Origin of the sequence: Erythrobacter sp. KY5, from assembly GCF_003264115.1 — a bacterium.
Lineage (GTDB): Bacteria > Pseudomonadota > Alphaproteobacteria > Sphingomonadales > Sphingomonadaceae > Erythrobacter.
The window spans coordinates 2,203,126-2,223,514 of sequence record NZ_CP021912.1; the positions used below are offsets into that span (position 1 = coordinate 2,203,126).

The 20,389-nt window shown below is 60.6% G+C and carries 17 protein-coding genes; 7 read left to right on the forward strand and 10 right to left on the reverse strand.

Annotation, left to right across the window (positions count from 1 at the left end; genetic code table 11):
• Positions 1 to 3: 3 nt before the first annotated feature.
• The 4 genes from trpC to lexA all read left to right on the forward strand — a co-directional run bounded on the left by trpC (position 4) and on the right by lexA (position 3,531).
• Positions 4 to 792 (forward strand): indole-3-glycerol phosphate synthase TrpC, encoded by a 789-nt coding sequence (gene trpC, locus CD351_RS10430; protein WP_111992593.1) that lies wholly within the window; start codon positions 4 to 6, stop codon positions 790 to 792.
• Between the two features lie 168 nt (positions 793 to 960).
• The gene (gene moaC / locus CD351_RS10435; protein ID WP_111992594.1) at positions 961 to 1,437 is read left to right on the forward strand and encodes a cyclic pyranopterin monophosphate synthase MoaC; all 477 of its coding nucleotides are present in this window, start codon (positions 961 to 963) and stop codon (positions 1,435 to 1,437) included.
• Positions 1,434 to 2,612 carry a molybdopterin molybdotransferase MoeA gene (locus tag CD351_RS10440; protein WP_111992595.1) on the forward strand — a complete coding sequence of 393 codons (1,179 nt, stop codon included), beginning with the start codon at positions 1,434 to 1,436 and terminating at the stop codon, positions 2,610 to 2,612. The genes moaC and CD351_RS10440 overlap by 4 nt, the downstream gene beginning before the upstream one ends.
• Positions 2,613 to 2,826: 214 nt before the next feature.
• Complete coding sequence (gene lexA, locus CD351_RS10445) at positions 2,827 to 3,531, forward strand: transcriptional repressor LexA (RefSeq protein ID WP_111992596.1); 705 nt, start codon at positions 2,827 to 2,829, stop codon at positions 3,529 to 3,531.
• Here the strand turns inward: lexA and CD351_RS10450 are convergent.
• Complete coding sequence (locus tag CD351_RS10450; RefSeq protein ID WP_111992597.1) at positions 3,525 to 5,840, reverse strand: ComEC/Rec2 family competence protein; 2,316 nt, start codon at positions 5,838 to 5,840, stop codon at positions 3,525 to 3,527. The genes lexA and CD351_RS10450 overlap by 7 nt on opposite strands.
• 36 nt (positions 5,841 to 5,876) lie before the next feature.
• On the opposite strand from CD351_RS10450, the gene gltX reads away from it, so the two are divergent.
• Positions 5,877 to 7,280 carry a glutamate--tRNA ligase gene (gene gltX / locus CD351_RS10455; RefSeq protein WP_111993705.1) on the forward strand — a complete coding sequence of 468 codons (1,404 nt, stop codon included), beginning with the start codon at positions 5,877 to 5,879 and terminating at the stop codon, positions 7,278 to 7,280.
• 45 nt (positions 7,281 to 7,325) lie between these two features.
• Positions 7,326 to 8,612, forward strand: a complete 1,287-nt coding sequence (locus tag CD351_RS10460; RefSeq protein ID WP_111992598.1) for a citrate synthase — start codon at positions 7,326 to 7,328, stop codon at positions 8,610 to 8,612.
• A gap of 65 nt (positions 8,613 to 8,677) precedes the next feature.
• Here the strand turns inward: CD351_RS10460 and CD351_RS10465 are convergent, their stop codons facing one another.
• From CD351_RS10465 to CD351_RS10485, 4 genes are all read right to left on the reverse strand, one after another.
• Positions 8,678 to 10,099: a sensor histidine kinase KdpD gene (locus CD351_RS10465; protein WP_111992599.1), complete on the reverse strand. Its 1,422-nt coding sequence runs from the start codon at positions 10,097 to 10,099 to the stop codon at positions 8,678 to 8,680.
• The gene (locus tag CD351_RS10470; RefSeq protein WP_111992600.1) at positions 10,096 to 11,034 is read right to left on the reverse strand and encodes a hypothetical protein; all 939 of its coding nucleotides are present in this window, start codon (positions 11,032 to 11,034) and stop codon (positions 10,096 to 10,098) included. Before CD351_RS10470 ends, CD351_RS10465 begins: the two co-directional genes overlap by 4 nt.
• A 41-nt stretch (positions 11,035 to 11,075) precedes the next feature.
• Positions 11,076 to 12,284, reverse strand: a complete 1,209-nt coding sequence (locus tag CD351_RS15725) for a hypothetical protein (protein WP_162627690.1) — start codon at positions 12,282 to 12,284, stop codon at positions 11,076 to 11,078.
• A 122-nt stretch (positions 12,285 to 12,406) separates the two neighbouring features.
• Positions 12,407 to 12,724: an Hpt domain-containing protein gene (locus CD351_RS10485; protein ID WP_111992603.1), complete on the reverse strand. Its 318-nt coding sequence runs from the start codon at positions 12,722 to 12,724 to the stop codon at positions 12,407 to 12,409.
• A 70-nt stretch (positions 12,725 to 12,794) separates the two neighbouring features.
• Here CD351_RS10485 and CD351_RS10490 point away from each other — a divergent pair, with 70 nt between their 5' ends.
• Positions 12,795 to 15,374: an ATPase gene (locus CD351_RS10490; protein ID WP_234027103.1), complete on the forward strand. Its 2,580-nt coding sequence runs from the start codon at positions 12,795 to 12,797 to the stop codon at positions 15,372 to 15,374.
• Positions 15,375 to 15,380: 6 nt separating this feature from the next.
• Here CD351_RS10490 and CD351_RS10495 read toward each other — a convergent pair whose 3' ends face one another.
• Genes CD351_RS10495 through nuoN form a run of 5 tightly spaced genes read right to left on the reverse strand, consistent with a single transcriptional unit; the run spans position 15,381 to position 20,387 of the window.
• Positions 15,381 to 15,671 carry a DUF1467 family protein gene (locus CD351_RS10495; RefSeq protein ID WP_111992605.1) on the reverse strand — a complete coding sequence of 97 codons (291 nt, stop codon included), beginning with the start codon at positions 15,669 to 15,671 and terminating at the stop codon, positions 15,381 to 15,383.
• The gene (locus tag CD351_RS10500; protein ID WP_174214265.1) at positions 15,671 to 17,338 is read right to left on the reverse strand and encodes a ribonuclease J; all 1,668 of its coding nucleotides are present in this window, start codon (positions 17,336 to 17,338) and stop codon (positions 15,671 to 15,673) included. The genes CD351_RS10495 and CD351_RS10500 overlap by 1 nt, the downstream gene beginning before the upstream one ends.
• A 32-nt stretch (positions 17,339 to 17,370) precedes the next feature.
• A complete protein-coding gene (locus tag CD351_RS10505) occupies positions 17,371 to 18,168 on the reverse strand; it encodes a type III pantothenate kinase (RefSeq protein WP_111992606.1) in 798 nt (265 codons plus the stop codon).
• Positions 18,169 to 18,183: 15 nt separating this feature from the next.
• Complete coding sequence (locus CD351_RS10510; RefSeq protein ID WP_111993707.1) at positions 18,184 to 18,894, reverse strand: biotin--[acetyl-CoA-carboxylase] ligase; 711 nt, start codon at positions 18,892 to 18,894, stop codon at positions 18,184 to 18,186.
• A 14-nt stretch (positions 18,895 to 18,908) separates the two neighbouring features.
• The gene (nuoN, locus tag CD351_RS10515; RefSeq protein WP_111993708.1) at positions 18,909 to 20,387 is read right to left on the reverse strand and encodes an NADH-quinone oxidoreductase subunit NuoN; all 1,479 of its coding nucleotides are present in this window, start codon (positions 20,385 to 20,387) and stop codon (positions 18,909 to 18,911) included.
• Between the last annotated feature and the right edge of the window lie 2 nt (positions 20,388 to 20,389).

Sequence of the window (20,389 nt, forward strand, 5' to 3'; positions counted from 1 at the left end):
CGCATGAACAAGCTTGAAGAAATCTGCGCGGCAAAGCGCGAAGTGGTCGCCGCCCGCAAAGGCGCTGTGCCCCTCAGCCAGCTCGAACAGGCGGCGGCCATCCAGACCGCTCCGCGCGGCTTTGAGGCGGCTTTGCGTAAACGCGCACAGACCGGCTTTGCGCTGATTGCCGAAATCAAGAAAGCAAGCCCGTCAAAAGGCCTGATCCGCGAGGATTTTCACCCGGCACGCCATGCAGCCGACTATGAAAAAGGGGGCGCGGCCTGTCTTTCGGTCCTGACCGACGCGCCCTATTTCCAGGGGCACGAAGACTATCTCGTCTCCGCCCGCGCCGCGTGCCAGCTCCCTGTCCTGCGCAAGGACTTCATGGTCGACCCTTGGCAATGCCTCGAAGCGCGCGCAATCGGGGCGGACGCGATCCTCATCATCGTTGCCGCGCTGGAAGATGGCCAGATGGCCGAAATCGAAGCCGCCTCACTCGAACACAATATGGACGTGCTGATCGAAGTCCATGACGAGAAGGAACTCGATCGCGCCGCTACGCATCTGAAAAGCCGTCTCCTTGGCGTCAACAACCGCGACCTCAAGACTTTCACCACATCGCTTGGCGTCACCGAACGCCTTGCTCCGCTTGCACCGGAAGGCGCGTTGCTGGTGGGGGAAAGCGGTATCTCGGATCATGCCGACCTCGAAAGGTTGGCGAAAAGCGGGGTGCGGACGTTCCTCGTCGGCGAAAGCCTGATGCGGGCCGATGACATCGTGGCGGCGACGCGGACCTTGCTCGAAGGATAATCGCGCACTGTCCTACATGCCGCCTTCGTGGCATCACCCGGATATGACTGGCGCAGCGAATGTCCTTAATGATCGAAAATGGCTATCAGACCGCGTTGGTGTGATCGACCCACTATTTGCCTCTGGACCGTGTAACATGCGGTCCACTTCTCAGGTAAGGTCCTGAATATGAACGGTTTGACACACCTCGATTCGCAAGGCTCCGCGCGCATGGTCGATGTCGGCGGCAAAGCCGAAACGCAGCGTATCGCGATTGCGTCCGGGCGGATCGGCATGTCTCCCGAAGCTCTCGAAGCAATCCGCCAAGGCGATGCGCCCAAGGGGGATGTACTCGGCACGGCGCGCATCGCCGGGATCATGGCCGCCAAGCGCACGGGCGAGCTGATCCCGCTGTGCCATCCGCTCGGGCTTGAAGCGGTGAGCGTCGAGTTCGCTTTCGAAGATCGCTCGATCCGTGCCACCGCTACCGCATCGCTGACAGGCAAGACCGGCGTGGAAATGGAGGCGATGGTCGCCGTTTCGACCGCGCTGCTCACCATCTACGACATGGCGAAGGCCATCGATAAGGGGATGGTGATTGGCGAGGTGCGCCTCATCGAGAAGCGCGGCGGCAAGTCCGGCGATTGGAAAGCGCCCGCCGCGTGAGCGGATTGCTCGACCTTGACGAGGCGCAAGAGCGGCTGCTCGCGCTTGTACCGGTGCTGGGCGCGGAAACGGTCCCGGTTGAAGAGGCATTGGGCAGGGTCCTGGCGCACGACCTCAAGGCGGCCCGAACCCAGCCTTCCGCAGACCTGTCGGCGATGGATGGCTACGCGCTTTCAGGTGCGGGACCATGGAAGCTCGTCGGTGAAAGCCGCGCCGGTGCGCCCTTCGATGGAAAGCTGGCTGAGGGCGAAGCCGTGCGGATCTCAACCGGTGCGCACATGCCCGCCGGCAGCGATAGCGTCCTCATTCAGGAAAACGCCCACGTCACGCAAGACGAAGTGAGCGCCGAGGATGCCCCGCCCCTCGGAAAGCATGTCCGCAAACGCGGTTTCGACTTCGCCTCCGGAGACACCGTACTCGAAGCCGGAACCCGGATCGGCCCTGCTCAACTCGCGCTGGCCATCACATCGGGTCACGGCACGTTGGCGGTCCGCAAACGCGCAAAAGTGGCGGTGCTCGATAGTGGTGATGAGCTGAGCTCAGATCCTGAAAACTGCGGTCCGAACCAAATCCCCGCCTCGAACGGAGCGATGATAGCCGCCATGCTGCGGCCCCTCGTCGGTGAATGCATGAGGATCGGACCGGTGGGCGACGATATGGGCGCGCTCGCAGCCGCTCTCGCCAGAGCGGAAGGCTGCGACATCCTCATCACATCGGGGGGAGCATCTGTGGGAGACCACGATCTCGTGCAATCGGCCTTGCGCGAATGGGGCGCGGATATAGCCTTCTGGAAAGTGGCTATCCGGCCGGGCAAGCCGCTCATGGTCGCGACGCGAGGCTCGCAAGTGGTGCTTGGCCTGCCGGGGAACCCTGTCTCAAGCTTCGTGACCGCGTTTCTGTTCGCGCTGCCCCTCGCCCGTGCGGCGATGGGAATGGCGGCGCGCTTGCCGGTCGCGGTGACTGCTCAAGCCGCTGAGACAATGCCCGCGACAGGAGCTCGCCGCGAGTTCGTGCGCGGTGTCTTCGACGGGCAGCGCGTTCGCCGCGCAGCATCGCAGGATTCGAGCGCAATCCGCTCACTTGCAGCAGCCAACTGCCTGATCGAACGCCCTGCCGGATCAGGCGAAGTGCAACCGGGTGAGCCTGTGCGCATCTACAACATCGAAAATGGCTGATTCCCTTGGGTTTGTCGACATAGTCCGCTTGACACGATTTCCGAAGTTGCCTACTTGTTCCACATTCGTTCACCATATCGGTGCGCGGTTAGTGCTCTGTATCGCACCTGTTCCGTTTTGACGGACGGTGCCTCTGGGAGCGCGCGAGTTTGGCATTGCGCACGGGCCACTTCCGGCTCAGGCGCGGACAATGCGGCTTTTACGGAGTTTGCCCATGTTGACGGCAAAACAGCATGAATTGATCCGCTTCATTCAGCAGCGGCTTGAAGAAACCGGTATCTCGCCGAGCTTTGAGGAAATGAAAGAAGCGCTCGACCTGAAGAGCAAATCGGGGGTTCACCGCCTGATATCTGCTCTTGAAGAACGCGGCTTTATCCGCCGCCTGCCCAACCGGGCTCGCGCGCTTGAGGTAATCAAGGTGCCGGAAGACGCGGTGACTGCAACGAGGTCGCAGGCCGCGCCCGCTTCGATTACGGCGAACGATGCGGTTGCTTCAGCTTCCAGCGTCATGGCGAAGGCGCCTCAGCCTGCCAATGACGTGATCGAAATCCCGCTTCACGGGCGCATCGCGGCTGGTGCACCGATTGAGGCACTCGAAGGGCAAAGCTCACTGCCGGTTCCTGCGGCGTTGCTTGGCCCGGGAGAGCATTACGCTCTTGAAGTGTCGGGAGACTCGATGATCGAGGCTGGCATCTTCGATGGCGATTTTGCCCTTGTTCGCCGAACCAACACCGCCCGCGATGGTGAGATCGTGGTGGCTCTGGTTCGCGGAGAAGAGGCAACGCTCAAGTACCTGCACAAGGAAGGCGCCATGGTTCGGCTCGATCCGGCCAATGCGACTTATGACGCACAGGTCTACGGCCCTGACGAGGTCGAAGTTCAGGGTAAACTTGCAGGTCTGTTGCGGCGTTATCACTGATTGCGTGGTCGGCGGGGTGATGCAAGGTCGTCTTCCCCCCGCCACCAGCCATGCCCTCCCTGACCTTCGGCAACGCTGGACACCTCGCCATCTTCAAGGTTGAGCGCAAGTCCGCCGGTGCGTGACAGCAAACGGCGGTCTGCCTTGAGCCAGCGAGGCTGGCACGATCTCGGCAGGAAACGGTCGGCGACCACGATATCGGCCCGCTCGCAGGCGGCAGAGAGCGAGCGCTCCTCTATAAGATCGCGATTGCGCGCAAGCAGGAGAGACCAGGTCCTCCCTCCCCGTTCGATCACCAGCGTGCAAAACTCGGTCGAACACTGTGCGCCATCCCATTGTGCAAGAGGGATGGGTTCGCTTTGAACGCTCGCCAATTCGAGAAGGTTGTCGCGTGAATAGGAGGATCGGCTGTCACGCAAAGACAAGAGCCTGAGACTGCCATCGTCATCTTCGATCGTGATGCCGACATTGCGTCCTTCCCTCCCGATCAGGACATCCGGTATCGGCGTGAACAGCAGCAGGGCCGTCGCAAGACCTGCCGGCACGAAGCCGAGCAAACGCGCCCTACCGCTCCACAGGGCGAGCCATAAGCCACCGCCTACGAAAAGCGCGATGGTCAGGCCGCTCATCTGAGGCATGAGCTTGACGGCACCGGGCTGTGAAGCGGTGAAGTGGGCAATGGTAAGCAGCGCCTTCAAAGAGGTCTCGACAAGCCACCAGAACGGTGCGCCGAGGCCAACGATATCGAACGCCAATGCAACCGCGATGAGCGGCATCGAGATGAAGGTTACAAGCGGGATTGCGAGCACATTGGCGAAGGCCCCGTACAAGCCCGCGCGGTGGAAGTGGAATAGAACGATCGGCATGAGCGCGATCTCGATAACGAGACCGGTCACGAACAGCATGAACACCCCCCTGCCGAAACGGCGCGGCCAATGCTCTTCCCGCGGCGCGAGGAATGCTTTTACAGGCCCCGAGGAATGGAGCGCCACGATCGCAAGGACTGCAGCAAAGCTCATCTGGAAGCTCGGCCCGATGACGCTCTCCGGCCAAAGCAGCAGCACGAACGCGGCTGCGACCGCAACCATTCTCAAAGACAGCGCATCGCGGCCCATCGCAAGCGCGATCAGAACCAGCATGGCTGCGGCGCAGCTGCGCACGGTTGGAACCTGCGCACCTGTCAGCAAAGTATAGCCGATCCCGGCCAGCGCTCCGATAGCGGCAGCTGCGACCGGGAGCCTCACGCGCAGAGCGATGGCGGGGAAAAGCGCAAGCAGCTTGAGCGCCATGAAATAGGCAGCCGCGATCACCGCGCTCACATGCAGCCCGCTGATTGCAAGCAGGTGGGTAAGGCCTGCATCGCGCATGGCGTCCTCGTCCGCCTCGGCGATTGCTCCCCTGTCGCCGCTTGCAAATGCAGCAGCGATTGTACCGGCCGAACCGTCGACGCGGTCCCTAACGTGGGCCGACAGAGCGCGTTGCATCGAGGCAATTCCGCTGGTTTGCGGCGCAGGCTCTATCACTTCGACCTCGCCCAGCACGCTGCCAGTGCCGCTCAACCCCTTGAACCAGGCTGCTCTGGCAAAATCGTAAGCGCCCGGTAGCATGGGGCTCGCCGGTGGCATGAGGCGGACGCGCATTCGGACGACCGCTCCTTCAGCCAAGGCCCCGGCATCGAGGCCCTCTGTCGCATCCTGAGCAACGCCGAGCGGGACATTGACCCTGATCCTTCGGCCCTGCCCATTGGCCGCATCACGAACAGCCAGCGTGAGGCGAATGCGGTCCTGCGATGGCTGATCCACGCGCTCAAGCACATATCCCTGAACGCGCTCGATCATGGGGCGCTCAATCGGCTCCGCGCCCACCATTTCGGAGCGCAGCCAGATGACGCTGACCCCTGCGGCAAAAACGAGGCCACACGCGATCAGGGCCGTTCGAACATGGTCGCGTTCCGGCCGGTCCCTCCACGCAGCCAGCGCGAACAAGGCCGTGAGCAAAGAGAGAGCGATCCCTGCGCACCATTGCCATTCGTTGCGCAAGGCGAACCAGCTAAGGATTCCTGCGACGAAGACGACGGCCAGCCACGGTGCACGGTCGAAGCCCGCTCCGGCCAGGAAGGCTTCGACCTTGGTCGCAAGCGCGCTCGCAGCGCTGGACAATCCGCCGCCCCTTTGCCACAGGCGCGCAGCGGCCTCTCGAGGGCCAGACGGATCGGTTCGCGCAGCCTCAACGCTGCTGTCGGGCTCGCCCGCAATCGGAATGATCGGCGTATTGGCCAAGGGCCCATTTCCCCCTTCGGGTTCGGCCATACTCAATGCGCTAGAATGAATAGGAATATCAAGCCCATGGCAAGCCCAGTTGTCACCCGTTTTGCCCCGTCGCCTACAGGCTTCCTCCATATCGGCGGAGCTCGCACGGCGCTCTTCAACTGGCTCTTCGCCCGCCATCACGGCGGAAAGGCGCTGTTGCGCATCGAGGATACGGACAAGAAGCGCTCCACGCAGGAAGCGATCGACGCGATCCTGGATGGATTGGACTGGCTCGGCCTCGACTATGACGAAGCGCCCACATTCCAGTCGCAGCGCGCGGACAGGCACGCAGAAGTTGCGCACAAGCTTCTTGAGGCAGGTCATGCTTACAAGTGCTTCGCCACTCCTGAAGAACTGGAAGCCATGCGGGCAGACCAGCGCGCCAACAAGCAGCCGATGCGGTATGATGGCCGCTGGCGTGACCGTGATCCATCGGAAGCGCCCGACGGCGCTCCTTATGCCGTCCGACTTAAAACGCCGCTCGAAGGAGAGGCGACCATCGAAGACAAGGTCCAGGGCACGGTTTCAGTGCGCAATGAGGAACTAGACGACTACATCATCCTGCGCGCGGACGGGACACCGACCTACATGCTTGCAGCGGTGGTGGACGATCACGACATGGGGGTCACGCACGTTATTCGCGGCGACGATCACCTCAACAACGCCTTTCGCCAATTGCCGATCTACCGGGCGATGGACGAAATTGAGGGGGGATGGCCCGATCCGATCTACGCCCACGTGCCACTGATCCACGGCTCGGACGGGGCGAAACTGTCCAAGCGACACGGCGCTCTTGGGGCAGAAACCTATCGCGACGAATTCGGCATCCTGCCCGAGGCGCTGTTCAACTACTTGCTGCGCCTTGGCTGGGGTCACGGCGACCGCGAAGAGATCACCCGCGAAGAGGCTGTCGAACTGTTCGACCTCGCCGGTGTGGGTAAGAGCCCGTCGCGTTTCGACATGAAGAAGCTCGAAAATCTGAACGGGCATTATATTCGCGAGGCTGACGATGCGCGCCTCGCCGGTCTGGTCGCATCCAGAATCGGCGAAAATGCGGATGTAGCGATCCTGACCAAGGCTATGCCTGTGCTCAAAACGCGTGCCAAGAATATCGATGAACTCGTTGAAGGCGCAGGATTTCTCTTTGCGAAGCGACCGCTGGAAATGACGGAAAAGGCAGCCAAGCTGCTCGATGAGGAGGGCCGCGCGAGACTTGCACTGGTTTCAACGGCGCTTGCAAAGGAAAATAGCTGGACAATCGAAGCGCTCGAAGCCACTACCAAAGCGCTTGCAGAGGAACAGGAATTGGGGCTCGGCAAGCTGGCGCAGCCTATGCGCGCCGCACTGACCGGGACGACGACGTCGCCCGGTATTTTCGATGTTCTGGTCCTGTTGGGACGGGAAGAATCCCTGGCACGGATCGACGCGCAGGCTTCTTGAAGTCTGGGCGATCACGCTGAAAAGAATTACGGCAGGAGACTTAACTTGGCAGACAAGCAGGCGAAACTCGAACTGGGTGGGCAAACTTACGAGTTTCCCGTGCTCGAAGGCAGCACCGGCCCGGATGTGGTCGATATACGTAAGCTGTATGGATCGACCGGCGCCTTCACTTTCGACCCCGGCTACAAGTCGACCGCGAGCTGCGAAAGCGCGCTGACCTATATCGACGGCCAGGAAGGCGTCCTGCTTCACCGCGGCTACCCGATCGGGCAGCTGGCTGAACATTCGAGCTTCATGGAAACCGCTTACCTGCTTCTCAATGGCGAACTGCCAAGCCAGCAGGAGTACGAGGACTTCAACTACACGATCACGCGGCACACCATGCTGCACGATCAACTGAACACGTTCTACCAGGGCTTCCGCCGCGATGCGCACCCGATGGCGATCATGTGCGGCGTTGTAGGTGCTCTGTCGGCATTCTATCACGACAGCACTGACATCTCGGACCCTGAGCACCGCAAGATCAGCTCGCACCGATTGATTGCGAAGATGCCAACCATCGCAGCGATGGCGTACAAGTACTCGGTCGGTCAGCCTTTCATGCAGCCCAAGAACGACCTAAGCTACACGGGCAACTTCCTGCGCATGACCTTCGGCGTTCCGGCTGAAGAATACGAAGTCATTCCGGCGGTAGAAAAGGCAATGGACCGGATCTTCATCCTCCACGCCGACCACGAACAGAACGCATCGACTTCGACCGTCCGTCTTGCCGGTTCTTCGGGTGCGAACCCGTTCGCCTGTATCGCAGCGGGCATCGCCTGCCTGTGGGGTCCGGCTCATGGCGGCGCAAACGAAGCGGCGCTCAACATGCTGCGCGAAATCGGCACGCCTGATCGCATTCCGCACTATATCGAGCGCGCCAAGGACAAGAACGACCCGTTCCGCCTGATGGGCTTTGGTCACCGCGTCTACAAGAACTACGACCCGCGTGCGACGGTTATGCAGTCGACCGTGCGCGAAGTTTTCGATGCACTGAACGTCAAGGATCCGGTGTTCGAAACCGCCCTTCAGCTCGAAGAAATCGCTCTCAGCGACCCGTATTTCAAGGAAAAGAAGCTGTTCCCGAACGTCGACTTTTATTCGGGCATCATTCTTTCGGCGATCGGTTTCCCGACCACGATGTTCACCGCTCTCTTTGCTCTTGCACGCACCGTTGGCTGGGTCGCGCAGTGGAACGAGATGATCTCCGATCCAGCACAGGTCATCGGTCGCCCTCGCCAGCTCTATACTGGCCCGGTTGAGCGCGACTATGTGCCGCTGAGCGAGCGCTAAGGCTAGCGCAAAGAAGCGCGAAGAACTTGACGAAAGGCCTGCCCTTAACCGGACGGGCCTTTTTGTTAGGAATTTGAACTATCCGCAGCGGCCAGCGTCAGCTTGAACTGCGCGCCGGCGATCGCTTCGCCCTCATCAGGCTGAACGATTTCGAGATCGCCTCCCATCGCAAGAGCAAGCTTGCGCGAGATATAAAGCCCGAGGCCCGAGCCGGTGTCGTTCCCGCCATCGCTGTCGCGGCCAAGCCGTTCGAACTTGTCGAAGATTTTCTCGGCCTGCCCGGCATCGACGCCCGGCCCCTCGTCGCTCACGCTCGCGCTCACCAGGCCTTCGCCTTCGATTTGCGCGGTTACCGTGACGGTGCTCCCCTCGGGAGAGTAAGCGATGGCGTTGCCGATGAGGTTGATGAATATCTGGAGCACCCGGCGGAATTCGGCAGTCGCAATGACCGGATCGTCACTCTCTTCAATTACGAAGTCGATCTTGCGATCGCGCGCACGCACGCCGAGAATTCCCGTCGCCCGTCGGGCAACGTCGGCAAGGTCCACCCGCTCGCTGGCAGTTGAGAAGCCGGGAGCCTCAACCACCTCAAGATCGGCGAGGTCATCGAGCATGCCTGACAAGTGTTGACCCGCAGCCGCGATGTTGCCTGCATATTCGCTGTACTCGTCCCGCAAAGGCCCGGCGAGCCGTGTACGGATGGTTTCAGCATTCGCGATGATGCGCGCGATGGGTTGGCGCAGGACCGGCGTGAGCGCGCTGCCGATGATGCGTGAATGAGCGCCTCCAACCTGTGCCGGCTCCGTCCCCTTGCCCTCTGCAGGAAGCGGCTCATTCGACAGCAACAGCAATTCAAACCCGCGCGGCGCCGCGCCATTGGGGCCCAAGGGGATTAACCTGACGCGCCAGTTGCGAGAGGAGCCGGGTATCGTGGCGCTAGCCCCGTCGAGCAGACGCCAATGAAGCGGCTGTTGGTGGGAAATGCCCTGCAATTCAACGTAATCGGACCACGCGCAGCCCGGCTGCGCTTCGATCGCATCAATGAAGCTGACCGCGTCAGGGACGCAGACGCTGACCAACTGGACCTGTTGACGCGCATCGAGGCGCGCACGCACCTCGGCGGTCGCACGGTCGACTTCGTCAATCCGTTGCGCATCCTCATGCGAGGTCGTCTCACTGTGCACGGCGCGATGCCAGTTTTCGACAATAACCTCGCATCCGCCAATTTCGTCATCGTCGATGGGCTGAATACGGGCAAATCCGCTGACAAGCTCCTCGCCATCGAAGGCGCTGAATTCTCGCGCTATGCGAAGTCCCAGCCCTCTCGCGCGGCGCACGAGTGCCAGCAGCTCTGGAATGGCGAGCGTGCCCGGCAGAGTGCCGCCGCAGGCCTCATGGAGTTCGGCAAGCGGCTCATCGGCGGACAGAAGTCTGTCACTCGCATCGGTCAACCCGCGGGCTGCTGCTATGGATTGCTGCCGGTTCACGCCAGCCCACCATTCGAGGCATTGAGCATGTCAAGCGCGACTTCGGGCGGCATTGAACCAAGTCCATCAGGCGGCGACTGGCTTTGATCGAGCAGCCCGAATTGCGCTTCGATATCTTCCGCATCCAGCCCCGCCGCACGCAAGCTGATTGCCAGTCGCGCCGATTGGCGATCATGGCAGGAAAAAATCGCGCGATCTCGGCTTTGCGAGGTGAGTGCGGCGAGCGAGCTGGTGAACAGGGCCAGGCCGGCATGTTCAAGGTTAAGCCCGGCAATCGCGCCGCCGCGCATGCCAGCGGTCAGCCGGGCCAGCAGCCCAATGCGCGTTCCAGCTTCGTCATAGTTGGCCCGAAGCTGCTCGATTGCGCGGTCAAGCGGTGCAGGCTCGCGATCCTGCGCTGCCTCGCAAAAGCGCTCTAACACCGCAGAAAACAGGTCCGCAGGAAGTTCGCCAATCGGCAGTTCCATCCGCCTCTGCCCCAGGCTGAACCGCGATTGTGCAGCCATAGCGCTCATCGCAAGCTCTGCTGTTGCAGGATGATCCGAAGCAATCAGTTCCTGCACAAGCGGACTGAGAACAGGATCAATTCCGAACCGCTCTTCCAAGCGATCAGCAAGATGCCCTTCCAGCGCTAGCGCATAAAGGTGGTCGATCAGGGCGCTGTCATCCGAAATATCTTCGACAAGCTGGTCAATCGCAACATCGCTCGCGGTGGCGGGCGCACCGGCTTCAAGCAATTGGCGCGCAATGTCGCCGAGCATGCCGCGCAGCCGTGCCACGACCGCGTCGCTCACCAGCGATCCGCCGCCTGTATCGAGCATATGCGAAATGACCGGCGCAACCGAACGCAGCGCACGATCCTCGCGCTCAAGCTCATCTTTCAAGATGGCTTCCACATAGGTGGTTTCAGTCCGGTCCATTGCCATTTCGCCCATCCGGCACCCGATACAGCGCCTATGGTTAAAGCCCGGTTAGCTCAATATGCCTGCTCGCGCAGCATCAATTGCACAGTTGCGCCAAGAGCGAACACTGCCAACGCCTCGGGAAGCACTCCGAACACTGCTGCCAGTGCAAAAATCGCCATGTGGACCGCGCGATCACGCCAGATGGCCGTACCGGCACTTAACTGACTGTTCGCGCACCCTTTCCCGACGGTCCGAGATAGCAATATCGCTAGCAATGCCAGCGATATGAGAGGCAGTGAGGTGCTTACCATGCTCAGCGCCAGAACGAGCGCAGCGGTGCACAGAAGGTCCGTGGCCAGCACCAGTGCGCGCTCAATCTGCACATTCGCTCTTCGCGACCAAAGCGCCGAACGCATTCGCGCCCACGAACCGCTCAATTGCCCCGCGAATGCGCCAAGCGCCGCAACACCCAGCCCCCACATCCCCTGCCCAAGCGCTGACAAGGCGACGCCCGCGCTAAGCAATACGATGGATGCAACCGCGCTCCTCTCGGCACCTTTATCCAGCCAGCGCGGCGCTGTTTCGCGCACAATTGCATCGGCAACGGCCTGCAATGGCGCGCTTAGCGGCGCAGCGGGGGCGTTTGCAGTAATCAAATCCTGTTCACGCTCTTCCAGTGCAGCCTGCGATGTCGCGAGCAACCAGCGGCCCGCTTCCAGGCTATCAGAGGAAAGAGCGTGGCATTTGGTCCGGGCCTGCAAGGCTAGCCTCAGCAAGAGTGACATCGCGTCCCCATCTTGCGGCAGATCGGCAAGCTCCTGAACCTTGCCGGCCTTCATGACAGCAATCCCGGCCCAGTGCCTATCCCGGTCGATGCGCTCAAAATCTTCGGGGAAGGATTCGGCCAATTCGTGGCCTGCCGCGATCGTCCATATGCCCCTTCGCAGTTCGCCTTCATCCGGCATGAGAGCGTGCACGGCTTCCCGATCTGGCACCAGCCCATCAGCGATAAGGACCAGTTCGTCATTGGCCCGCATAATGCCTGTCAGGTGGATGTTGCCGCGCACGGCGTGAAACTCACGCCCCTCGCTCTCGACCCATTTCTGCTGAGCGAGCACTTCATCGGCTGGCCCCTCGCAAATGCACACGACCCGCTCGCAACCCAGCTCGCGCGCGAGTTCGATCTGCCAAGCCAGAACGCTTCGACCGCCAAGCATTAACTCAGCGCGTAGATTGCCTGACGGGGTACGTTTGATCGCGGCGACAAGAGCGGTGCGCAAATCGGGTCTTTCCAGTTGAGAGCGTTGACGACGCTAGGCGTCGCAAACGGCGATCTTCAAGCGGCGTTCGCCGGCAAACCCCATCATTTTGCGGTGAGTGGCAGCTAAAACCGCCCGCGCCGTTACTGGAACCCTGCGCCCCGGCCATCGAAGCGGTCCAGAACCGTCTCGATCTGGCGAATGGCCGCAGGCTCACCCGGCGCGCATGACAGCGCGTTTTCGGCAGCGAGCAACAATTCCTCGGCGTGGAAGCTGGCGGCCAGGCCCTTGAGTCGCATCGCGGCGACATTCCAGTTGCCATCGCAGCGTGAGCGTTTGAGCAGATCGAGCTGCTTGTGCGCGCTCTCCACGAATGCAGAACGCAACTCGCCGAGCAGCGCCGGATCATCTCCGGCAGCCGCAGCTAATGTCGCATCAAGGGCTCCGCTTTCATAGGCCATGCGTGGGACTCATAAGCACTTGGAGTTAATGCGGGGTTTATCCCAGCCCCGGCTGTGGTATCTTCATCGAATGTCAGGCGGACACCATATCCGGGCTGTGGGCCCCAACGCCGCGCAAGATGCGCAATCCGAAACCGAATCGGCAGCTTCGATGCCTGCCGACGATGCCGCAAGCGATGCGGAACTCGACCTTTCGGAATACACAGAGGAATATGCCGATGAGGCAGCCTTTGAAGATGACACCTATGTAACCGCGTCGCGTTTCGGATGGGTCACCCCTGCACTGGCCTTCAGCGTGGTCGCAATATGGACCGGGCTATATGTCTGGGCGATGCAGGATCAGCTGCTGAATGCGGCCAGTGCACCGCCTGCTCAATGGACACGGTGGATCATAGACTGGTCGGTGCCCGTCTTGCTCGTTTGCGTGGTGTGGCTTCTGACCATGCGTCATTCGCGCGCTGAAGCGAGGCGCTTTGCCGAAACCGCCGCGCTCCTTTCCCAAGAAAGTCGTGAACTTGAAGATCGGCTGACCGTGGTGAACCGCGAGCTCAGCCTTGCTCGTGAGTTTCTCGGTGCGCAATCGCGCGAACTGGAATCGCTCGGCCGGATCGCGAGTGAAAAGCTTTCGACTCACGCCGCCGAACTCCAATCGCTCATCAAATCAAACGGCGCTCAGGTCGATGCGATCGGCAGCGCGAGTGAAACGGCGCTCGGCAATATGAACCGGCTTCGCGACGATCTTCCGGTCGTTGCCAATTCTGCCCGAGATGTGACGAACCAGGTGGGCGCTGCCGGACGCACTGCACAAGAACAGCTGGACAAGCTGGTCACCGGATTCGAACGCCTCAACCAGTTTGGCAAGGCTAGCGAAAACCAGGTGAGCGCTCTCAACAATCGAGTGGGTAAAATTCTCGCCAGCTTCGGGTCACAGATCGCCGCGGTCGAAGACACCGTCGGCAAACGGTTGGAAGCGGTCAAAACCATGGCTGCCGACTATCGCACGCAGGTTCAAGCCGCCGAGGAGCAAGCCATTGCGGCTATCGGCCAACGCATCAGCTCGCTGGAAAGCGAAACTGAAGCAGTCTCGATCAAGCTGCGCGATGCTGAAACAGGCGCGCTTAACCAGTTGCTTGCCTCGAAGAAGCGCTTCGAAGAAGAGGTCGGGAAGACGGTGGAGTCTCTCGATCGCCTCGATGCCCACGCTCTTGCCGCCTCGCAAAAACGAATCCATGAGCTCAATCAGGAAGCCATCCGCTTCGATGAACGCCTCGGCATTCGCGACCGCAAGTTTCTCGAGGAGATGACCCGCCGCCAGGAGGAATTCGAGACACGCGAAGCTCAAGCTAGCGAGATACTGGCGCAGCGCCTGGCCGATCTCGACGACGCGCTTGCAGAGCGGCGCAGTGCGCAGGCTCAGGAAACCGAGAAACTCGTCGCCCATTCTGCCGCTATTGGTGAGCAGCTTGAAAAGCTTTCGACACTAATCGGTTCGATCGACAGGCAGGGCGAGGCGACGCGTAACGGGCTGACCGCAGGACTTAGCGATCTCGACAAACAACTGGCCGAGAAGCGCGCCGCGCTAAGTGAAACCGAAGCGCAACTGGCCGAATTGACCGAATCGGGAATCAGGTTGCTTGAGATCATTCAATCCGGCGCGAAGTATAGCCGCGAGGATCTGCCCGAGGCGATAGAAACTGCGCTCGGATCGCTTGGCTCCGTGGAAGAGCGCGCGGACAAGCTTTCCAGCATCATGTTCAGCACGCGCGAGAATGCGGAAGGACTGGCTGACTACCTTCTGGATACGCAGGGCAAGATCAGCGACACCGAAAGCCAGGTGGCAAACTTGCAGGCGAAGCTGACCGAGCAATCCGAAGAAGCGCTCTCGCGCCTTCAGGGCCTGCGTGGTGGCTTCACCCGCCTGAGCCTTGAAAGCAGCGAGTTTGCCGAAGGTACGCAAGACACACTCCGGATCGCACTCAACACTCTGGAAGACGCCACCAAATCCGCTTTCGCCGCTCTCGAAGACGGCGCGCGTGAAAAGGTCGGCACACTCGCGCAGACCATATCGAAGGAGGCCGCGCAGGAAATTGAACGCGCCCTGCGCAACGACACCGCTGAGACTGTCGGCAAACTCGAACAGGCGGCAAGTCATGCAGCCGGCGTAGGCCGTGAGGCAACCGCGCAGCTTCGCGATCAGCTTGCCAAGGTGAATGAACTGACAGTGAATCTGGAACAGCGCGTATCGCGGGCACGCGAGCTCGCCGAAGAGCAGGTCGGCAATGATTTCGCACGGCGCATGGCTCTCATAACGGACAGCCTCAACTCAAACGCCATCGACATCGCGTCCTCACTGTCGAGCGAAGTCACCGACACCCAGTGGGACGCCTATCTCAAGGGCGACCGCGGCATCTTCACGCGGCGGGCAGTGCGCCTCGTCAACAGCGCAGAGGCCAAGGAGATTGCTGAGCTTTATCAGCGAGACGATGCGTTCAAAGCCAATGTCAGCCGCTACATCCACGACTTCGAAGCGATGCTGCGCGCAATGCTGTCGACCCGAGATGGTAACGCCTTGGGCGTTACGATCCTCGGTTCGGACATGGGCAAGCTCTACGTTGTTCTCGCTCAGGCGATCGAGCGTTTCCGCCAGTAATCGACCCTAGTCTCGCGGCCCGATCTGCGTGGGCGGCTCCGGGAAGATGTCGAGATCTTCGGCAGACAGCCAGCCATATTCAAAGTTGAGCACGAACAGCGTTGTCAGTACGCATGCGATGATCGTTGCCTTGATCACCAACGGCCCAGGCCTGAAGTTTGTCGGTGCGCTCTCAGCCTGTCCTGGCACCTTTTCGATACCTTCCTCGTCCGCCGTGCGCACGCCGAAAGGCAGGAGCATGAAGGCACTCATCACCCAGAACAGGAAGTAGACCGCAAGGATCGAGGTCCATTGCATCAGTCAGCCTCCGGTGAGCCCAGGCCCGGCATTATCACCCGGACTTGCGGATTCTTGCCCGACCACCGCCTCGCAGAACGCCGCGCTGCGAGGCGCGCCGCTTCGTGCACGGCCACCGGATCAGAGGCATCGCGTCCCTTGAGCTTGCCAATGGCCTTCAGGATATCGTTCTGGGTCTCTTCAACAAAATCAGGCAGATCTTCATCAAGCGGCAAACCAATAGCCTCAATCACGGGCGTCTGTCCGCGGGCGAGCACTACGACTACCAGACCTTCAAAGGATATCCGGCGGCGAGTCGTCACCGCTTCGCCATCAGCCGGTGCGATTATGTCTCCGTCGAGGACAAGGCGTCCGCTCAAAACCTCTGCGATCTTGCCGGGTTTTCCGGGTGCAAGGCGAACCACATCGCCATTCTTCTGCACGACACCCGCAGGAATGCCGCACGCTTTCCCGAGACGAGCTTGCTCGGCCATGTGGCGGATTTCGCCGTGGACCGGAACCAGCACTTCTGGCTTCAGCCAGTCGTACAGCGCCTCAAGCTCTGGGCGGCCCGGATGGCCAGAGACATGGATCAGGCTCTGGCGGTCGGTGATCATGGTGATCCCCTTGGCGGCCAGCTGGTTCTGCATCTTGCCGATCGCGATTTCATTGCCGGGGATCTGTCGCGACGAGAAAAGCACGACGTCACCCGGCACCAGTTCTAGCGGGTGGTTGTCGTCTGCAATGCGGGCCAACGCAGCACGCGGCTCCCCCTGTCCGCCGGTCGCAAGGATCAGGACCTCGCCGCGAGGAAGGCTCATGGCAGTGTCAAAATCGACCGGTTCCGGAAAGTCCTCCAGGTAGCCGTTATCCTGCGCCACTTCGATAATGCGGTCGAGCGAGCGTCCCGCCACGCACAATTGCCGGCCGGTTTCTCGAGCAACTTCGCCGAGCGTGTGCAAACGCGCGACATTGCTGGCAAAGGTAGTAACCAGCACGCGCTTTCCAGAATGCAGCGCAATCTCCTCCATCAATCCTTTGTGAACCGCACCTTCCGATCCGGATGGGTTGGGATTGAAGACGTTGGTGGAGTCGCAAACCAGCGCAAGAACGCCGTCGTCACCGATAGCGCGCAGTTCCTTTTCCGTCGTAGGTTCGCCGATGATCGGATCTTCGTCGAGCTTCCAGTCGCCGGTATGAAACACCCGGCCATACGGGGTGTCGATCAGGAGCGCGTTGCCTTCTGCGATGGAGTGAGCAAGCGGTAGGTAGGTTATGGAGAAGGGGCCGATCTCGATCTGCCCATGATCTTCTTCAATGATGTTGATCTCAACCTGTCCGAGCAAGCCAGCTTCCTCAAGCTTGCGAGCCACGAGTTCAGCCGTGAACGGCGTCGCATAGAGCGGCACGCCCAGCTCACCGGCAAAATACGGTACGGCACCGATGTGATCTTCATGCGCGTGAGTGAGGACAATTCCCAGAAGGTCCTTGGTTCGCTCTTCAATGAATTCAAGATCGGCAAAGACAAGGTCGACACCGGGATATTCGCCGCCCGAAAACGTCATCCCCAGATCGACCATTAGCCACTTTCCATCGCAGCCATAAAGGTTGACGTTCATTCCAATTTCGCCTGATCCACCAAGGGCCAGGAAAAGCAGTTCCTTTTCAGGAGTGTAATTCTTCTTCACAGATTCTCTTTTTTTATTCTGGAGAGAGGGGGTTATTCGGCGGCCTGCCGCGCAAGAATTGCGAGGCCTTCGATTGTTAGGTCGGCGTCGACTATGTCGAAAATGTCAGTCGCCTCATCGAACAAGATAGCGAGCCCGCCCGTTGCGATCACCTTGGTCGGGCGCCCGATCTCTTTCTTCATGCGGGCAACGATCCCCTCCATCATCGCAACGTAGCCCCAGAACACTCCGATGAGCATCTGATCTTCGGTGTTGCGTCCGATGACGCTTGTGCTTTCCGGTGAGCGAATTGCGATGCGGGGCAGCTTCGCGGTTTTCCCTACAAGCGCATCGAGCGAGAGGTTGATCCCGGGCGCGATCGAACCGCCCTTATAAGTGCCGTTGAAATCGATCGCTTCGAACTTGGTCGCGGTGCCGAAGTCGATTGCGATGATATCACCGCCATATTTCTGGTGCGCAGCGAGGATGTTGAGCGCCCGGTCCGCACCCAGCGAACTGGGCTGATCGACGTCTATCTCAAACTTCCAGGCTGCCTTGCCCTCGCCTGCTTTGAGCGGAGTGATGCCAAAGTATTTCTGTGACAGCACGCTGAGATTGTGATCGGCGCGCGGCACGACTGAGGCGTATACAATCTGGCTGATATCGTCACGGCTCACGCCTTCAATGGTCAGCAATTGCAGCAGCCATACAGCGTATTCGTCTCCCGTTCGACGCGGATCGGTCGCAATTCTCCAGCGAGCGCGCGGTGGGCAGACATAGCCGCCCTCCCCGTCCGCTTCGAACAGGGCGAAAACGACATTGGTATTTCCGACATCGGCCGCCAACAGCATGGGCCTTGCACTCCTTTAGGTAATGTCGCCCGCTCGAATGACACGTTCGGAGCCATCCGCCAAGTTCAGCTTGAGCGCGCCGTCCAACGGATCGAGCCCTGCGAATGCTCCTTCAATCCGTGAGCCATCGGTGTCGTGCACTTGCACAGGGTCGCCGGTCCGGTGGATTGAAGCGTCGAGAAAAGCGCGCAGAACCGCGGCAAGGCCGCTCCCGCGCCAGATCGTGACATAGCTCGCAAATCGGCGCGCGAGCTCTTCGGCAAAGGTCTCAAGGTTTGGTGCCTGTCCAAAATCGGCTAGCGCTGCGGTCCTGCGGTCCGCAAGTTTGGGTGCCATTGCCAGATTGACACCGATCCCCACCACGACACTGCGATCTACCATTTCGAGCAGGATGCCCGAAACCTTTGCCCGCGCAATCAGGACGTCATTGGGCCATTTGAGTTCAGCGCGTATCGGCCCATCGCTTGTTTCATGGATCGCGTCAGCGACCGCGAGCGCTGCGACAAAACTAAGCGAGGCTGGCGGTGGGTCACCATCGCGAATGGCGACCACGGTCGAGCCCATGAAATTGCCCGTCCCATCAAACCACTCGCGCCCTTGCCGTCCTTTACCAGCGGTCTGTCGGCGAGCGACGAGCCAGTCATCCCGTGCGGGTGGATCGCCAGAACGCAGCGACGCTGCGAGATCGGCGTTGGTGGAGCCGGTTTCCTCTATGAAGCGGATCAAACCAGCCTGTCCGATCAAACCGCCATGAAGAGCGCGCGTGCCGCCTTGTCCGCAAGATCAGTCAGCGACGGCGTGAGCAGATAGCCAAGCGGTGAGATGATCACGGCGGTGATTGCCAGCAACACCCAATGCGCGGCTCCGCTCTTGCCGGTGGCGACGCCAGCGGGCTCATCGAAGAACATTACCTTGACGAACTTGATGTAATAGAATGCACCAATGACACTCGCCGCGATAGCGATGGCTGCGAAGACCACCAGACCGGCCTCAACTGTTGCCTGAAACACCACGAACTTGCTGTAAAAGCCGAGCAGCGGCGGAATACCCGCAAGGCTGAACATGAGCAGGAGCAGGCACCAGGCAATCGCCGGGCGCGTCACTGCCAGGCCAGCAATATCGCCGAAGGTCTCGAACAAGTTGCCGTCTTCGCTGCGCAGCATGAGAAGCGCTACGAAGCTGCCAAGGCTCATCGCGACATAGATGAACAGATAGATAAGCATCGCGCTCGCCCCCGCTGGGGACGCCACTGCAAGGCCCAGCAGGATAAAGCCGATATTGTTGATCGAGGAATAGGCGAGCAAGCGCTTGAGGTTCTCCTGACCGATAGCGCCGAGCGCGCCGAAAACGATTGAGGCGAGCGCTGCGAACATAACAATCTGTTGCCATGCGAGGACTTGACCGCCGAACACTTCGAATACAACGCGAGCGGTAAGCGCGACTGCGGCTACCTTGGGTGCGGTGGCAAAGAAGGCGGTGACAGGGGTTGGCGCGCCCTCGTAAACATCAGGCGTCCACATGTGGAACGGCACCGCCGCGATCTTGAACGCAAGGCCTGCCATGACGAAGATCAACCCGAACAATTGCCCGGTGGAAAGTTCGCCTTCGAGCCCGGCCCGCACACTCGCAAAGTCGGTCCCGCCGGTGAAGCCATAAAGCAGGCTTATCCCGTAAAGCAGAATGCCAGAGGCAAGCGCGCCGAGAACAAAGTATTTCAGACCCGCTTCCGCAGAGCGCTGGTCCGCGCGAAGGATCGATGCGAGCACGTAAGCTGCGAGCGAATTTAATTCGAGACCGAGATAGAGCGTCATGAAATCGCTGGCCGAAACCATGATGCTCATGCCGAGCGTCGCGAACAGGACCAACACCGGGTACTCAGCTCTAAGGCCTCGTTCTGCCCCGGCAGCGGCTGAATTGAAGAACGCGGGCGCCACGATGAGGCAGCCGATGGCCGCAAGGTAGATCAGCGCCTTTGAAAACAGCGCGAAGCTGTCGACCTTCATGAGCGTGCCGAACGCGAAAGTGTCCGGCCCGTCGACACCGAAGTGCAGGCCGGGAACCGTCATGATCCCGGCACCAAACAGCGCAGAAACAGCCAGGATCGCGACCGGACGAGCGAGCTTGTCACCGCCCCATGCTGCAACCAGCAGCAAAATGAGGCCCGCTGCGGTCAGCAACAGTTCCGGCATGACGAGCGCGAAAGAGGATGCAAAGTCGATCA

Excerpts from the sequence above, each read along its gene's own strand:
- CD351_RS10495 (WP_111992605.1), bottom strand. The coding sequence starts at position 15,671 with ATGCAATGGACCTCGATCCTTGCGGTCTACTTCCTGTTCTGGGTGATG.
- CD351_RS10505 (WP_111992606.1), bottom strand. The coding sequence starts at position 18,168 with ATGCTGTTGGCGGCCGATGTCGGAAATACCAATGTCGTTTTCGCCCTG.
- moaC (WP_111992594.1), top strand. The coding sequence starts at position 961 with ATGAACGGTTTGACACACCTCGATTCGCAAGGCTCCGCGCGCATGGTC.
- CD351_RS10450 (WP_111992597.1), bottom strand. The coding sequence starts at position 5,840 with ATGGCCGAACCCGAAGGGGGAAATGGGCCCTTGGCCAATACGCCGATC.
- lexA (WP_111992596.1), top strand. The coding sequence starts at position 2,827 with ATGTTGACGGCAAAACAGCATGAATTGATCCGCTTCATTCAGCAGCGG.
- CD351_RS10470 (WP_111992600.1), bottom strand. The coding sequence starts at position 11,034 with ATGGGCGAAATGGCAATGGACCGGACTGAAACCACCTATGTGGAAGCC.
- CD351_RS10490 (WP_234027103.1), top strand. The coding sequence starts at position 12,795 with ATGTCAGGCGGACACCATATCCGGGCTGTGGGCCCCAACGCCGCGCAA.
- trpC (WP_111992593.1), top strand. The coding sequence starts at position 4 with ATGAACAAGCTTGAAGAAATCTGCGCGGCAAAGCGCGAAGTGGTCGCC.
- CD351_RS10485 (WP_111992603.1), bottom strand. The coding sequence starts at position 12,724 with ATGGCCTATGAAAGCGGAGCCCTTGATGCGACATTAGCTGCGGCTGCC.
- gltX (WP_111993705.1), top strand. The coding sequence starts at position 5,877 with ATGGCAAGCCCAGTTGTCACCCGTTTTGCCCCGTCGCCTACAGGCTTC.